Annotated in this window: 13 protein-coding genes; 7 read left to right on the plus strand and 6 right to left on the minus strand. The window is 59.7% G+C overall.

Going from position 1 to position 14,996, the window contains the following annotated elements; all coding sequences use genetic code 11:
- Positions 1 to 26: 26 nt before the first annotated feature.
- Positions 27 to 1,031, plus strand: coding sequence for a GlxA family transcriptional regulator (locus GOV79_RS03290; protein WP_170788581.1), 1,005 nt, complete (start codon positions 27 to 29; stop codon positions 1,029 to 1,031).
- Positions 1,032 to 1,036: 5 nt separating this feature from the next.
- Here the strand turns inward: GOV79_RS03290 and GOV79_RS03295 are convergent, their stop codons facing one another.
- The 4 genes from GOV79_RS03295 to GOV79_RS03310 are packed head-to-tail and all read right to left on the minus strand — an operon-like array spanning position 1,037 to position 6,082.
- Entirely contained in the window at positions 1,037 to 1,597 is a 561-nt protein-coding gene (locus tag GOV79_RS03295) for a sarcosine oxidase subunit gamma (protein WP_170788582.1), read from the minus strand.
- Positions 1,590 to 4,532, minus strand: coding sequence for a sarcosine oxidase subunit alpha family protein (locus GOV79_RS03300; RefSeq protein ID WP_170788583.1), 2,943 nt, complete (start codon positions 4,530 to 4,532; stop codon positions 1,590 to 1,592). Before GOV79_RS03300 ends, GOV79_RS03295 begins: the two co-directional genes overlap by 8 nt.
- A complete protein-coding gene (locus GOV79_RS03305; RefSeq protein WP_170788584.1) occupies positions 4,529 to 4,816 on the minus strand; it encodes a sarcosine oxidase subunit delta in 288 nt (95 codons plus the stop codon). The genes GOV79_RS03300 and GOV79_RS03305 overlap by 4 nt, the downstream gene beginning before the upstream one ends.
- Before the next feature lie 15 nt (positions 4,817 to 4,831).
- Positions 4,832 to 6,082, minus strand: coding sequence for a sarcosine oxidase subunit beta family protein (locus GOV79_RS03310; protein WP_170788585.1), 1,251 nt, complete (start codon positions 6,080 to 6,082; stop codon positions 4,832 to 4,834).
- Positions 6,083 to 6,335: 253 nt separating this feature from the next.
- Here GOV79_RS03310 and GOV79_RS03315 point away from each other — a divergent pair, with 253 nt between their 5' ends.
- The gene (locus GOV79_RS03315) at positions 6,336 to 7,202 is read left to right on the plus strand and encodes an urea carboxylase-associated family protein (RefSeq protein WP_170788586.1); all 867 of its coding nucleotides are present in this window, start codon (positions 6,336 to 6,338) and stop codon (positions 7,200 to 7,202) included.
- On the opposite strand, the gene argE is transcribed toward GOV79_RS03315, so the two are convergent.
- Together argE and GOV79_RS03325 are read right to left on the minus strand one after the other, a co-directional pair.
- Entirely contained in the window at positions 7,199 to 8,395 is a 1,197-nt protein-coding gene (gene argE / locus GOV79_RS03320) for an acetylornithine deacetylase (RefSeq protein ID WP_408015509.1), read from the minus strand. The two genes, GOV79_RS03315 and argE, sit on opposite strands and share 4 nt — an antisense overlap.
- Positions 8,353 to 9,537, minus strand: a complete 1,185-nt coding sequence (locus tag GOV79_RS03325) for a M24 family metallopeptidase (protein ID WP_170788587.1) — start codon at positions 9,535 to 9,537, stop codon at positions 8,353 to 8,355. The genes argE and GOV79_RS03325 overlap by 43 nt, the downstream gene beginning before the upstream one ends.
- Before the next feature lie 86 nt (positions 9,538 to 9,623).
- Here GOV79_RS03325 and GOV79_RS03330 point away from each other — a divergent pair, with 86 nt between their 5' ends.
- From GOV79_RS03330 to GOV79_RS03350, 5 genes are all read left to right on the plus strand, one after another.
- Complete coding sequence (locus tag GOV79_RS03330) at positions 9,624 to 10,667, plus strand: pyridoxal-phosphate dependent enzyme (RefSeq protein ID WP_331252299.1); 1,044 nt, start codon at positions 9,624 to 9,626, stop codon at positions 10,665 to 10,667.
- Positions 10,664 to 11,809 carry a M24 family metallopeptidase gene (locus tag GOV79_RS03335; RefSeq protein WP_170788589.1) on the plus strand — a complete coding sequence of 382 codons (1,146 nt, stop codon included), beginning with the start codon at positions 10,664 to 10,666 and terminating at the stop codon, positions 11,807 to 11,809. The genes GOV79_RS03330 and GOV79_RS03335 overlap by 4 nt, the downstream gene beginning before the upstream one ends.
- On the plus strand, positions 11,806 to 12,513 hold the full coding sequence (locus GOV79_RS03340) for a maleate cis-trans isomerase family protein (protein WP_170788590.1): 708 nt from the start codon (positions 11,806 to 11,808) through the stop codon (positions 12,511 to 12,513). The genes GOV79_RS03335 and GOV79_RS03340 overlap by 4 nt, the downstream gene beginning before the upstream one ends.
- A gap of 148 nt (positions 12,514 to 12,661) precedes the next feature.
- Positions 12,662 to 13,753 (plus strand): ABC transporter ATP-binding protein, encoded by a 1,092-nt coding sequence (locus tag GOV79_RS03345; protein ID WP_170784616.1) that lies wholly within the window; start codon positions 12,662 to 12,664, stop codon positions 13,751 to 13,753.
- A gap of 98 nt (positions 13,754 to 13,851) precedes the next feature.
- Positions 13,852 to 14,940, plus strand: a complete 1,089-nt coding sequence (locus GOV79_RS03350) for an extracellular solute-binding protein (protein WP_170769567.1) — start codon at positions 13,852 to 13,854, stop codon at positions 14,938 to 14,940.
- Positions 14,941 to 14,996 lie beyond the last annotated feature (56 nt).

Consider the following 14,996-nt stretch of genomic DNA (forward strand, 5'->3'; position numbering starts at 1 on the left):
GGCTGCATTTCTGCTAGGATCCCCGGATGCATGAGGAAAACAGGATCACGATCGGATTTCTGCTGTTTGACGGCTTTCCGATGGCCTGCCTGACCTCCGTCATCGAACCGCTTCGGGCGGCCAATGAAATCGCCGGGAAGCAAGCCTTTGGATGGGTGCTTGTGTCCGAGCGTGGGCAAAAGGTTCAATCCAGTGCGGGTGTGGGGTTTGAAGCCGCGCTAGCCCTGACAGGGTGCAAGGATATCGACATCCTGTTTCTGCTCAGCAGTCCGACATCCGGGTTTGCCGATCCGCGCACTGGAAACGGCGCGTTACGTGGATTTGGTCGGCACGGCACTGTCCTCGGCGGCATTAGCGGAGGCGTATTCCCCCTTGTTCGCTCGGGCGCGATGGTGGATCAGCCGGTCTCGGTTCATTGGTGTTATGAAGCGGCGTTCGAGGCTGAGTTTCCCGACATAGACGCGCGCAGTGAAGTGATTGTGCGCACCGATACGCGCTGGACCGCCGCGGGCGCGGCCGCTGGATTTGATCTGGCGTTGCACTTGATTTCAGACCGTCTTGGCAGCGAGATCGCGCATGAGGTCGCCTGCTGGTTTCAGCACCCGATGATGCGAGGCGCAGGGGTGCGTCAAAAAGTTCCGGACACAACTGCACCTGGTTCAGGTGATCAACTGCCCCCGTTGGTTGCGCGTAGCGTTGAGCTATTTGCCGGCCATCTGAGCGAACCGATCTCGATTGCAGAAGTTGCCGGGCAGATGAGGGTCACGCCCCGCCAGATCGAGCGAGCTTTCAAACAGGCGACGGGTCAAAGCCCAAGCCACTACTATCGGTCTATGCGCATGAAAGCCGCGCGCCAGATGGTTATGTATACGAAAGACCCGATTGCACAGATTGCCGTTGCAGTCGGGTACAGCTCGGTCACGCCGTTGGTATCGCACTACAAAGCGGCCTTTGGGCTAAGTCCTGCAGAGGACCGTCGCCGGATCAACCGGTTCCGGGTCGAGGACAACGCGCCGTTGCCTTCGATCTGATTGTCTTAATGGGCCGAACGCATGGCCGCCAGAACCGCATGGTGCAGCGATCCGGCCGATGATCTGGGACCATAAAGGCTGACATGGTCGGCGCTGCGGCACAGGATGAAACACCCGATGTGATGAACTGCGCCCCGCGCGACGTGACCGGACTGAAACTGACGTAGGTCTAGTTGGCATAGCAATTCCAGAACCGCGTTGATCCCGTCGCCCTGCAAGTCGAACCGCGCCCAGGCATCCGTCTGCTCAGTGACAGAAGCGACGATTCCGACGGCGGTCTTGACGTAGGCGGCAAGGTCTTCGTGGGTGGAGAAGGGGGCTTCGATCATCCATTGGTCCGGGCCGGACCAGAAGGCGGTCACAGGGTCTCCGGCAAAACGCTGCACGGTCGGTGTTACGGTTCCGATAAGCCGCGCCACCTCATCCTGCGTTGCAGCCTCGTGCCCCAACCGGGCAGTGACTGAGGCCAACGCCACATCTGGGACTTCAGAACATGTGACCGAACCGACCGTATCCACGCGTGGCGCGGCCCCGCCGAGGGCGGTTATTGCAACAAGATCATGCACGCAGTCGTTCTCCTTCGGGGTCAACGAAATGAGCCGAGACAATTTCGACTTCGACATTCAATTCGGTCAGGGGTGACACAAGGCGCATCTTCTCGCCCATCCGCGCGTCGCCGCGTTTCAGCAGGCCCAGCCCGATATGACTGTTCAGATTAGGCGAATAGGCCGCCGAGGTCACATAGCCCTGATCATGTGCTGCATCGACCGGTTCATCCGCATTCATCAAATGGCCGCCAGCGGTGATCTTGTCTTGCGGATTCACAGGCTTTAGCCCGACCAGTTTCAGCACATCCGGTGCGGTCAACGCTTCACGCTCGGACAGAACAGAACCAATGCTGTCTTTCTTCTTTGACACCATCTTGCCCAGACCAAGGTTCAGCGCTGTGGTGGTGCCGTTCAACTCATTGCCGACCGGGTGGCCCTTTTCGATGCGCATCACGCTCAGCGCTTCGGTGCCATAAGGGGTGACGTCAAACTCTGCGCCCTCTGTCATCAACCGCCGCATCAGCGCATCTCCATAGCGCGACGGGACGGCAATCTCGAAGGCCAATTCGCCCGAGAACGAGATACGGAACAGCCGCGCCCGTAATCCACCACAGACGGTGATCTTGCCGCAGGCCATGAAGGGAAAAGCCTCGTTCGAAATATCGAATTCCGGGTCCACGATCTTTTGCAGAAGCTTGCGCGAATTTGGTCCCGCCACCGCGTATTGCGCCCAACCATCGGTGGTCGAGATCAGCTGCACATCCATGTCCGGGAACAGGCACTGGCGCACGAATTCCATGTGGCGATAAACACTTACAGCATTCGCCGTGGTGGTGGTGACAACGAAATGATCCTCGGCCAGCCGTGCGGCGGTACCGTCATCCATGACCATCCCATCCTCGCGCAGCATCAGCCCATAGCGCGTTTTGCCCACTGCAAGCTTGGCAAAGCCGTTGGCGTAGACGCGGTTGAGGAACTCGGCAGCATCCGTGCCCTGCACGTCGATCTTGCCCAGCGTGGTGCAATCGCATACCCCGACCGAGGCGCGGGTTTGGCGCACCTCACGGTCGACGGAGTCGCGCCAATGCGTCTCACCGGGCAGGGGAAACCACTGCGCACGCAGCCAGTTCCCAGCCTCGACAAACACCGCCCCGCGCTCCTTGGCCCAATGGTGCGATGGGGTCAGGCGGGTCGGGTGGAAATCCTTGCCCGTCATTCGGCCCGCGAAGGCACCGATGGGCACCGGGGTATAGGGCGGGCGGAAAATGGTTGTGCCGGTTTCGGGGATCGACTTGCCCGCAACCTCGGCCATGATCGCAAGGCCCGTGATGTTCGAAGTCTTGCCCTGATCGGTTGCCATGCCCAGCGTGGTATAGCGTTTCAGATGCTCGACCGAGCGGAAGCCTTCCTGATAGCTGAGCTTCACATCCTTGACCGTCACGTCGTTCTGCTGATCGACCCATGCGCGTTTGCAGCCCTGCACATACCAGAACGGCTTTAGCGCAATGGGCGCGTCCTCGGCTTCTGGCAGGTCGGGCAGGGTGGTCAGGTCCAGCGCGACAGCGGCCGCTTCGGCTCCCGAGCGCAGTGCGCCATGGGTTGACATGACGCCATTGGCAGAACCCGCGACGGACATTCCAACCGGTAGGTTTTCTCCCGGAACGAAAGCAGCAAGGGCTTCGTTCCAAACAGGGCGTCCGCGTTGGTGGCAGGTCAGGTGGACATTCGGGTTCCAGCCGCCCGACACGCCCAGCGCGCCACAATCCAGTGTCCGGGTCGAACCATCGGGCAAGGCGACCTCGACAAAGCTCAAGCCCAGACGGCCCCTGGTGTTTATGACCTGCGCGCCTTTTAGCACCTCATAGTCATAGCTGAGGGGGGCATCTTCGCGCACATCGATCACGGCGGCGATTTTAACGCCCTTGGCGTGCAGGTCATCGGCCGTACGGTGGCCGTCATCATTGCTGGTAAAGATCGCAACCCGCGGCGAAGCTGTCACCGCAAAGCGATTGACATAAGTCCGCAGCGCGCTGGCGGTCATGATGCCGGGGCGGTCATTGTTTTCAAATGCAATGGGACGCTCGGTTGCTCCGGCACACAGCAGGGCCTTTTGGGTATAGATGCGCCACAGGATCTGGCGCGGTTTGCCAGCAGGCAGCGAGGGCAGATGATCACCCGTCCGCTCGACCGCCCCATAGATTCCATGGTCAAACGCTCCGATCACCGTGGTGCGCGGCATCAGCCGGACGTTCGGCATTGCCAACAGTTCGGCCACGGTTTGTGCCGTCCAGTCGGGGGCGCTGTGGTCGCCGACCGAGAAGGTCTCGCTGTTCAGGCGTCCGCCCAGCGTGAAATCCTCGTCTGCCAGTATGACATCTGCGCCAGCACGCCCGGCGGTCAACGCTGCCATCAGGCCCGCAGGTCCGGCACCGATGATCAGCAGATCGCAGTGACGAAACCCCTTGTCGTATTCATCCGGGTCCGCCTGCATCGACAGTGAGCCAAGGCCAGCAGCGCGGCGTATGATAGGTTCGTACAGTTTCTCCCAAAACGCAGCGGGCCACATGAAGGTTTTGTAGTAGAACCCCGCCGACAGGAAGTTGGAAAACAAGTCATTCACCGCAAGCGCATCGAACCGAAGACTTGGCCAACGGTTTTGCGAGTTTGCGATCAACCCGTCGAACATCTCGATCGTCGTGGCGCGGGTGTTGGGTTCCTTGCGGGCGCCTGCGCGCAGTTCCACCATGCCGTTGGGTTCCTCGGATCCCGCCGTCAGCAGCCCGCGTGGGCGGTGGTATTTGAACGATCGCCCGATCAGTCGCACATTGTTGGCCAGCAGCGCTGAGGCCAGAGTATCTCCGGGGTGCGCGGTATAGCTGCGCCCGTCAAAGTAGAAGTTCAGGGTCTTATTGCGGTCGATCTGCCCGCCGGTCAATCGGTTCGCTTGTGTCATTTCGAACGTCCCCGCGCGCAGGCCACATCGCGGGCCAGTTCAACCTTGGAAATCTCGTGGGTCAGAGTGTTGCGGGTGACAACTAGCCAAGACCGGTCCCCGGCTTCGTGATACCACAGCTCGCGGTGTTCACCGGCGGGGTTGTCGCGCAGATAAGCATAGTCATAGAACGCGTCGGCGGCATTCTCGGCCATTCCGTCGGGCCGGTCGATCAGGGATGCATCGCCCAGATAGGTGAATTCTGAGGCATCCCGGGGCCCAAGCAGAGGGTGGTTGATGATCATATCCCTAGGTCCCCTCTAGTGCAGGTTGGGCTGGTTGCCCGCGCCTTTTTCGTCGATCATCCGGCCAGTGAGGAACCGGTCCAGGCGATAGGCGGTGGCAACGGGGTGCGGTTCGTCTTTTGCCAGCAAATGCGCAAAGCAATAGCCCGAGGCGGGCGTGGCCTTGAACCCGCCGTAGCACCAGCCGCCGTTGAAATAGAGCCCTTGAACCGGAGTGCGGTCGATGATGGGTGAGCCATCCATCGACATGTCCATCACGCCGCCCCACATCCGCAGCAAACGCGCCCGGCCGATCATGGGCATCAGGGCCATGCCGCCCTCGCACACATCCTCGACCACGGGCAAGTTGCCGCGTTGGGCATAGGTGTTATAGCCGTCGATATCGCCGCCAAAGACCAGCCCGCCCTTGTCGGATTGGCTGACATAGAAATGGCCCGCACCAAAGGTGATGACGCTGGGCAGAACGGGCTTCAACCCCTCGGACACAAACGCCTGCAACACATGGCTTTCAATGGGCAGCCGCATCCCGGCCATGCCCATCACGCGGCTCGAGTTTCCAGCGACCGCACAGCCCACTTTGCTGGCTCCGATAAAGCCTTTTGAGGTTTCGACGCCCAAGCAGGTGCCATTTTCAATCCGCAGGCCCGTGACCTCGCAATTCTGGATTATGTCGACCCCGTGCAAATCCGCCGACCGCGCATAACCCCAAGCCACCGCGTCATGGCGGGCCGTGCCCGCGCGGCGCTGGACGAGACCGCCTTTGATGGGAAACCGGGCGTCGTCGAAATTCAAATAGGGATGTTCGGCCCGTACCTGGTCGGCGTCCAGCAGTTCCGCATCAGCACCGTTCAGGATCATCGCATTGCCGCGCCGCGTATAGGCGTCGCGCTGGCTGTCCGTGTGGAACAGGTTGATGATACCGCGCTGGCTCATCATGGCGTTATAGTTGACGTCTTGCTCCAGCCCCTCCCACAGTTTCAGCGAGAATTCGTAGAAGGGCTCATTCCCGTCCAGCATGTAGTTCGAGCGCACGATCGTCGTGTTGCGCCCCACATTGCCGCCCCCGATCCAGCCTTTCTCGACCACTGCCACATTGCGCTGGCCGTAGACCTTGGACAGGTAGTGCGCCGTTGCAAGACCGTGACCGCCGCCGCCAATGATGATGACGTCGTAATGAGGTTTTGGGTCAGGCTCGCGCCAGACCGGTTTCCAGCCCTTATGGCCGGTCAGTGCCTCTTTGATGACTCGAAAGCCGGAATATCGCATGAATCGGACCTTTTTTTCCAGAATTCACTATTTTGGTGCGGTTGGGTATCCTCAGATGCGACATCGATCTGTCTGAATCAGACCCAAGTATCTGAATGATGAACCGATGGTGGGGGGTAACACTCAGGTTGCCTAAGGTTGTTTGCGGCCTCGCCAAACTCTCCGACCTACTTCGACAGCAATCATAACATAAGTGCAGATAGCGCAGCTGTTGATGATGCGCTAAACCTGTGGAAACACAGGGAGAGCAGGCATGAAACTGAAGGCACCGAATTTCACAGCACCGGTAGATGCGGTCGTCCGTCAGAGCCTGCCTCCGGTCATCTGCTACCCGCCGGATAGTTTGCCGCAACCCGACATCGCCGGGCTGAAGGCTCTTCGACAGGGGGCGAAGAAAACGGCCGAGGCGACGGCGGCCCCGCGCGATGCAGTTTGTGTCGAGGTGCCCGCAGGGGCCTTTCTGCGCGTGCTTTCGGTGGATGGCCCACAGGTGGGCGATCTGAACATGTGGAACAAACATGACCTGACCGAGCGGTTTTATTCGGGTAAAACCCGCGCTTTGCACGGTACGCATTTGTCCACCGGCGACCGTATGTGGTCTAGCTTTCCCAACATGCGCCCGATGGCGACCATCGTCGGAGACACGCTGGACTGGTATGGGTTCGATGCCTACGGAGGATCGGTCCATGACGTGATCGGGACGCGCTGTGATCCTTATACGGGACGGTTGCTGTCGGGGGACGACTATCACTATTGCTGCCATTCGAACCTGACCCGCGCCTTGGCCGATCATTGCGACCTGCCGCTGCACGAGGCCGAGATGCATGTGCATGATGTGCTGAATGTCTTCATGTGTACCGGCTTTACCCGCGACACAGGGCAGTATTTCATGAAGGCCAGCCCGGTGCGCCCCGGCGACTATCTGGAATTCTACGCCGAGATTGACCTGATCGTGGGTCTATCGGCCTGTCCCGGCGGCGATTGTTCATCCGAGCATTCGTCAGACGTGGCCGCCTGCTATCCGCTGGTGATGGAGGTCTATGATCCCGGCGAGGATGTCCGCGCGGCCCATGTTCAGCCCGCGCGGTCCGCCTATGATCGGACGCACGGCACGGGCTAGGCGGTCAGGCGGCGGCCGAGACGGTCCAGCATCCGGCAACACAGGTCCAGCTGTTCGATCTCGACATATTCGTCGGCCTTGTGCGCTTGGGTGATTGAGCCCGGCCCACAGACGATGGCGTGAACGCCAAGCTGCTGGAACAGACCGGCCTCGGTGGCGAAGGCTACAGTGCCTGTGCCGTTGGCGCCGGTCAGTTCGGCCACCAATTTGCGGGCAACGTTGTCCTCCATCGGCTCCAACCCCTGAACTTCGGCGACGACGTCCTGCGTGATGCTGGCTTCGGGGTGAACGGCCTGCATTTCGGGTAGTAGCGTGTGGTTAATGTAGTCGCTGAGCGTCTGGTTAACGAGATCGGCGTCGCTGGCCTGAACCGGGCGCATTTCCCAGCCGATCTCGGCCTTGCTGGCGATCACATTATGCGCGACGCCGCTATTGAAGAACCCGACATTGATCGTGGTCCATGGGGGTTCAAACGCGCTGCCCGCCGGTGCGCGCGATTTCAAAATATGGCGCAGTTCAAGCAACTTGCCCACATAACGCGCGGCGTATTCGGCGGCGTTTACACCGTCATCCGGGGACGAGCTGTGACCTTCCAGCCCGGTAAAACGCGTGGTGTATTCAAAGCAACCCTTATGGCCTTCGATCACCCGCATTTCGGTCGGTTCGCCGATGATGGCAATGTCGGGCACGATGCCGCGTTGGGACAGGTCATTGACCAGATTCTGCGCGCCCAGACAGCCGGTTTCCTCGTCGTAGGTAAAGGCGAAATGCAGCGGTTGGGTCAGTTTTTCGACGTCCAAAGCTTCGGCAAAGGCGAGCGATGCCGCGATGAACCCCTTCATATCGCAGGTACCCCGCCCATACAGTCGCCCATCTCGTTCAATCATCTCGAACGGGTCTGAGGTCCAGTCCTGATCGGCCACGGGCACGACATCTGTATGGCCGGACAGCAGGATACCTCCGGGTATGTCAGGCCCGAGTGTTGCAAAGACGTTGGCCTTCTTGCCCGTCGCATCGCGCGTTTCGATACAGCGTGCTCCCAGGACTTCAAGCCGGTCGGTCAGATAGCGGATAATCTCAAGATTGCTGTCGGCCGAGACCGTCTCAAACGCGATCAGATCGGCTAGAATGTCTTTGGTTCTTTGAAGGGTCATGGTTTCACGAACAGCTTTCTTGGACGGTTGCAGAGACATTCGGCGGGTCCGGTTTCGGTGATCAGGATGGTCTCGGTGATCTCAAGCCCCCAGTCGTCCATCCAAAGGCCGGGCATAAAGTGGAACGTCATGCCGGGTTCCAGCACGGTTTCGTCTTCCGCGCGCAACGATATGGTGCGTTCCCCCCAATCGGGCGGATAGCTGATGCCCACCGGATAGCCGCAGCGCGCACCGCGCTCGATTCCGGCGCGTTCCAGCGGAGCGGCCAGCGCAAGGGCGATGTCGCGGGCCTTATTGCCCGCACGGGCGGCATTCAAACCTGCCTCAAGTCCCTCCACCAGCGCGGCTTCGGCCCGTTGAAGGTGGTCTGGGGGCTGGCCCAGAAAGACTGACCGGCAGAAAGGTGCGTGATAGCGGCGATAGCAGCCCGAGAGTTCGAAGAAGGTGCATTCCCCGGTTTTGAATGGCGCGCCGTCCCATGTCAGATGCGGGGCGGCGGCATCAGGCCCCGAAGGCAGCAGGGGCACGATGGCGGCATAGTCTCCCCAATCCTCACCCACGCCCGAGATCGCGTCATGGTAAATCTGCGCCACCAGTTCGTTCTTGCGCAAGCCGGGTTCGATCCGTTCTATCACCCCATCAATCACATGTTCCGAAATCCGCGCAGATTTGCGCATCAAGGCGATCTCTTCACCGGATTTCACGGCACGCTGCCAGTTCACCAAAGCGTTGCCATCGACCAACGTGGCCTGAGGCAATTCGGCGGCCAATGTCAGATGCGCCTTGGCCGAGTAATAGTAATTGTCCAACTCAACCCCGATGCGGGCGCGTTCAAGGCCGCATTCCAAGATCAGGCGGGAAAGGTCTTGCATCGGGTGCCGCTCGGTCGATTGAACATAGTTATCTGCATAGCCGTGAATGCAGTCATCGCTCATCCAGACCGTGCGCCGCGCGCCGTTGGCGTCCTGATTGCGGCCCCACCAGATTGGATCAGTATCGTGTAGGACGACGACGCCCTGATGCACGTAAAAGGACCAGCCCTCATACCCGGTCAGCCACGTCATGTTCGACGGGTCCTGTACGAACAGCGCGTCCAATCCGGCGTCAGCCATGGCCGCACGCGTCTTGGCAAGCCTGCGATCGTATTCGGTGCGGGTGAAGGCCGGATTGGCATGGGGCATGAGGCGCTCCTATCGCGATGGAGTTTCCGTTGACAGAACGGGACGAATGCAGTCACGTCAATGGGCAACTCAGGAAAGACACCCCAGTGAAGATCACCCTCAATCCCCATCGCGGCGGGCAGAAACTCGCCGGCTCTGCTCCGTACCCTTCCATAAATGCTGCTCGTGTAGCGGATCTTCTGGCGCAATGTCCGGCGGCGGGGGAAACCGCTTTGGTCGATGCCAAGGGGCTGGCCGATGTGGCGAATCTGTGGGTCAAGGACGAGCGCGGACGCATGAATCTTGGGTCGTTCAAGGCCCTTGGCGCGGCCTATGTGATTGCACGACATGCTGCGGATGTGTCGGATTTGCCTGCCGAAACAACGCTTAGCGGGCGGACCTATGTCACCGCCAGCGCCGGAAACCACGGGATGAGCGTCGCCGCCGGGGCGCGGATATTCGGCGCGGATGCGGTCGTCTATATCGCCGAGACCGTGCCCGAAGGCTTTGCTGACCGCCTGAGGGCGCAAAACGCAACGGTCGTGCGACACGGCGTGGACTATGCTGCCAGCATGCAAGCTGCTAGTCAGGCCGCGCAGGATAACGGCTGGACTTTGCTGTCCGACAGTTCGTGGGAGGGGTATTTTGAACTGCCCCACACTCTGATGGAGGGCTATCTTCAAATGGCGGCCGAGGCCGTGCGTCAATGCCCCGAGGTGCCGACGCATATCATGCTGCAGGCCGGTGTTGGCGGTTTGGCGGGGGCGGTCGCCGCCTATGCCCGGCATGTCTGGGGCGATGCGCCCCGGATCATCGTTGTCGAACCCGACGCCGCGCCCGCCCTTCAAGCCAGTATCGAGGCCGGAGCTTGCGTCTTTGCCGACGGCCCGGACAGCATCATGGGGCGATTGGATTGCAAAGAGCCTTCGTTGATTGCTTTGAACGGATTGGCGCGGGACGCCGATGTGTTCCTGACTTTGACGGATGATGAGGTCGCGCAACACCTGCCCGCGATGTCGGAGGCCGGTGTGGCCACAACGGCATCTGGCGGGGCAGGCGTGGCCGCCGTCATGAACCCGGACGTTCGCGCCGAACTGGGTATCGGTCCCGACGCACGGGTCCTCTGTTTCCTGTCCGAGGTCGCGGAATGAGGGGGTTTGACACCGCCGAGTTTCAAGCGCGGCTGACGCGCGCGCAAGACAGGATGGCCGAAGCGGGCCTGTCTGCCTTGCTGCTGACCACTGAGCCCGAGGTTCGGTATTTCACCGGCTACTTGACCCGGTTCTGGGAAAGCCCCACGCGGCCCTGGTTTCTGATCGTCCCGGCCAGCGGGAAACCTATCGCGGTCATCCCCTCGATCGGGGCTGCTTTGATGGGCCAAACCTGGGTCGAAGATATCCGTAGCTGGAGCGCGCCGGACCTGTCGGATGACGGGGTCAGCCTGTTGGCCGAGACTTTGAGTGAGGTCACTCCGGCTGACGCGACAATCGGCGTGCCGGATGGACATGAAACTCATGTCCGGATGCCTATGGCGGACTTGCTGCGGCTTCAGACGCAATTGGGGTCGCGGAAAGTCTCGGGCGATGCTGGGATTCTGCGAACCCTGCGCATGATTAAATCCGAAGCCGAGATATCCAAGATCGAAACCGCCTGTGCCATAGCCGGGCGCGCATTTCAGCGTGTGCCCAAGATTGCCGGGCGCGGGGTCTCGATTGATCAGGTCTTTCGCCAGTTTCAGATGCTGTGCCTTGAGGAAGGCGCGGACTGGGTACCTTACCTTGCGGGCGGGGCCGAGCAGGGTGGCTATATCGACGTCATTTCACCCGCTCCGGAAAGCGAGATGAGTGATGGTGATGTTCTCATGCTGGATACCGGTTTGGTGTGGGATGGGTATTTCTGCGACTACGACCGCAACTGGGCGGTCGGCGCGCCCACGGACGCGGTGCGCAGGGCCTATGCGGCGCTAATCGACGCCTCGGACAACGCATTTCAAATCGCGCGCCCGGGGGCCACTGCGTCGGACCTGTTTCATGCTATGAATGACGTTCTGTCCCGCCACAACGCCGATACCGGGGCCGGAAGGCTGGGGCACGGGCTGGGGATGTCGCTGACCGAATGGCCGTCATTGATCCCGTCCGATCACACGGTGCTTGAACCCGGCATGGTGCTGACGCTTGAACCGGGCATTGCGGTTGGCGGCAAAATCCTAGTGCATGAGGAAAACATCGTCATCAATGACGGTGCGCCGCGCTTCCTCAGCCCACGCGTTGGGTCGGAGTTGCCTGTGATATGAGTTACTTACCTTACGAACTGGAACCAGACGATCCACAGGTCACACCGATGGGTCTGATCGTTCTGCAAACGGATGAAACGATCGAACCCGAGTTCAACGCTTATTTCTCGGACCGTCGCGCGCCAATTTACGTGTCCAGAATTCCCAGCGGTCACGAGGTGACAACCGAAACCCTGTCGCAAATGGAGGCCGCATTGCCCGCAGCGGCGGATCTGTTGCCGAAGGCGAGGCCCTACAAAGTGGTTGGCTATGGGTGCACCTCGGCTAGTTCCGTGATTGGCTCGGCTGCCGTTGAGCGAATGGTGCAGAAAACCTGTGCTGCAGCGAGGGTTACGAATCCGCTGCGCGCGGCGTCTGCTTGCGCTGCGGACAGGGGTGTGTCCAAGTTTGCGCTGTTGTCCCCGTATATCGAAGAAGTGAACGAACCGTTACGCAAAGCCTTTGCTGAAAACGGGATTGAGATGGGTGTTTTCGGCTCGTTCGGAGAAGCCGAGGAAAGCAAGGTCGTCCGAATCTCACGCGAGTCCGTGGTCGAGGCCGCCGTGCGGTTGGGAGCTGATTCGGCGGTTGAGGCTGTGTTCCTAAGCTGTACGAATCTAAGAACTTTCGATGCGATACCTGAGATCGAAAATCGGCTGGGAAAACCTGTTCTGTCCAGCAATCAAAGCCTTGCGTGGCATATGCGGCACCTGAATTCAGCCTGAATTTCAGGCGGCTGGCGGCGTCATTGACATACTGCTGACATATTTTGGTTGCGCGACCTGTCCTGCTTGTCCTTAAATGGTTCGCGAAAGGTCTTTGAGATCCGGATAAACCGGGCAAGCAAGGACAGACAGGGGAGCCAAGTTGGTAATGTCAAATGACGCAGCGTTCGTCGAGTTTCAACGTGTCCAGAAATCTTATGACGGCGAGATCCTTGTCGTAAAGGATCTGAACCTTTCACTTCCAAAAGGTGAGTTTCTGACGATGCTTGGCCCGTCGGGCTCGGGCAAGACCACGTGTCTGATGATGCTCGCCGGGTTCGAGACGGCCACACATGGCGAAATCATGTTGGACGGGCGTCCTATCAACAATATCCCGCCGCATAAGCGGGGCATTGGGATGGTGTTCCAGAACTACGCACTGTTTCCGCACATGACTGTGGCCGAGAATTTGTCCTTCCCGCTGGAAGTTCGCAAGATCGGCAAGTCTGAGCGCGAAGAGAAAGTCAAACGGGCGCTGGATATGGTGCAGATGGGGGCCTTTGGCAGCCGCCGCCCTGCGCAATTGTCCGGTGGTCAGCAGCAGCGGATCGCCTTGGCGCGCGCGCTGGTGTTCGAGCCCGAGCTGGTTTTGATGGATGAACCGCTGGGCGCGCTGGACAAGCAGCTGCGCGAGCATATGCAATTCGAAATCACGCGTCTGGCGCATGAGCTGGGTATTACCACGGTTTACGTGACCCACGACCAGACCGAAGCGTTGACGATGTCAGATCGTGTTGCCGTGTTTGATGACGGGCGCATTCAGCAGCTTGCCCCACCTGATCTTCTGTATGAAGAACCCGAAAACAGTTTTGTGGCGCAATTCATTGGTGAAAACAACACATTGGAGGGCGTTGTTAAATCGATAGACGGCGACTCTTGCGTCGTGACGCTGGATGACGGATCAGAGATTGACGCCAAGCCGGTGAATGTCAGCGCTGCGGGCGAGCGGACCAAGGTCTCGATCCGACCCGAGCGGGTGGAATTCAATAAGGACCGTTTGCACGCGGATGCGCATACGTTGAAGGCCACTGTGAAGGAATTCATCTATATGGGTGACGTGTTCCGATTCCGCCTGTCAGTTGCGGGGAATGATGACTTTATCATCAAAACCCGGAACGCACCGGATGCGGTTCGCCTGTCACCCGGCCAGGAAGTCGAGATTGGCTGGCTGGCTCATGACTGCCGGGCGCTGGACGCCTAAGGCATGAAGACCCCGCACCATCGGGGAAAAGAACAGCCGGATTGCCCCGTGATCTGGTTCTGAAATGTAAAATCAACGGGAATAACAGGGAGTTAATCATGAAAGTTAAAACCACTCTGATGGCAAGTGCGATTGCTGCCGTTGCTGGTGGCGCGATGGCCGAAGAGATGACCATCGTGTCCTGGGGCGGCGCCTATTCCAAATCGCAGCTCAAGGCGTATCACGAGCCCTATTCGGAAAAAACGGGCGTCACCATCCTGAACGATGACAGCTCCGCCGAAGCGGTTGCCAAGCTGCGCGCCATGAATGAAGCGGGCAACATTACCTGGGATGTGGTCGACGTTGTGGCTGCGGACGCGATCCGTCTGTGCGACGAAGGTCTGGCGATGGAGATCGACCCCGACGTGCATCTGGCCGCGGCGCCCGACGGGACTTCGGCGGCGGATGACTTCGGTGATCTGCTGGTCAGTGACTGCTTTATCCCGCAGATCGTGTATTCGACCACATTTGGCTATCGCACCGATCTGGTGGGCGACACACCGCCGACCGATGTATGCGCCGTGTTCGATCTGGAAGCTTATCCAGGCAAGCGTTCGTTGGAAAAGCGTCCGATCAACAACATGGAATGGGCATTGATCTGTGACGGCGTTGCCAAAGACGATGTCTATGATGTTCTGGCGACGGCTGAAGGCCAAGATCAGGCGCTGGCCAAGCTGGACACGATCAAAGACAGCGTCGTCTGGTGGTCTGCCGGTGCTGACACACCGCAGCTTCTGGCCGATGGTGAGGTCATCATGGGCTCGACCTATAACGGTCGTCTGTTCAGCGTGATCGAAGAGCAGAAACAGCCCGTCGCCATGCTTTGGGACGCGCAGGTGTTCGATCTGGACGGCTGGATCATTCCGGCAGGTCTGAGTGAAGAACGCACGCAGCGTGCGCTGGACTACATCATGTTTGCGACCGACACGCAGCGTCTGGCGGATCAGGCCAAGTACATCTCGTATGGTCCGGCCCGTGCCTCGTCGGCTCCGCTGGTTGGTCAGCACGCCGACCTGGGTATCGACATGGCGCCGCATATGCCGACTGACCCGGAAAACGCCAAGAACACGTTCCTGTATAACTACGAGTTCTGGGCAGACTACCGCGACGACATCGACGCGAAATTCCAGGCATGGTTGGCTCAATAAGCCTGTTTTAAGTCATCGGTCGGGGCCGCAATTGGCCCCGACCCACCAAAAAAGAC

This window comes from Ruegeria lacuscaerulensis (genome assembly GCF_013034745.1).
In the GTDB taxonomy this organism is placed as follows: Bacteria; Pseudomonadota; Alphaproteobacteria; order Rhodobacterales; family Rhodobacteraceae; genus Ruegeria; species Ruegeria lacuscaerulensis_B.

Excerpts from the sequence above, each read along its gene's own strand:
- GOV79_RS03290 (WP_170788581.1), top strand. The coding sequence starts at position 27 with ATGCATGAGGAAAACAGGATCACGATCGGATTTCTGCTGTTTGACGGC.
- GOV79_RS03300 (WP_170788583.1), bottom strand. The coding sequence starts at position 4,532 with ATGACACAAGCGAACCGATTGACCGGCGGGCAGATCGACCGCAATAAG.
- GOV79_RS03305 (WP_170788584.1), bottom strand. The coding sequence starts at position 4,816 with ATGATCATCAACCACCCTCTGCTTGGGCCCCGGGATGCCTCAGAATTC.
- GOV79_RS03310 (WP_170788585.1), bottom strand. The coding sequence starts at position 6,082 with ATGCGATATTCCGGCTTTCGAGTCATCAAAGAGGCACTGACCGGCCAT.
- GOV79_RS03315 (WP_170788586.1), top strand. The coding sequence starts at position 6,336 with ATGAAACTGAAGGCACCGAATTTCACAGCACCGGTAGATGCGGTCGTC.
- argE (WP_408015509.1), bottom strand. The coding sequence starts at position 8,395 with ATGTCTCTGCAACCGTCCAAGAAAGCTGTTCGTGAAACCATGACCCTT.
- GOV79_RS03325 (WP_170788587.1), bottom strand. The coding sequence starts at position 9,537 with ATGCCCCATGCCAATCCGGCCTTCACCCGCACCGAATACGATCGCAGG.
- GOV79_RS03335 (WP_170788589.1), top strand. The coding sequence starts at position 10,664 with ATGAGGGGGTTTGACACCGCCGAGTTTCAAGCGCGGCTGACGCGCGCG.
- GOV79_RS03340 (WP_170788590.1), top strand. The coding sequence starts at position 11,806 with ATGAGTTACTTACCTTACGAACTGGAACCAGACGATCCACAGGTCACA.
- GOV79_RS03345 (WP_170784616.1), top strand. The coding sequence starts at position 12,662 with ATGTCAAATGACGCAGCGTTCGTCGAGTTTCAACGTGTCCAGAAATCT.
- GOV79_RS03350 (WP_170769567.1), top strand. The coding sequence starts at position 13,852 with ATGAAAGTTAAAACCACTCTGATGGCAAGTGCGATTGCTGCCGTTGCT.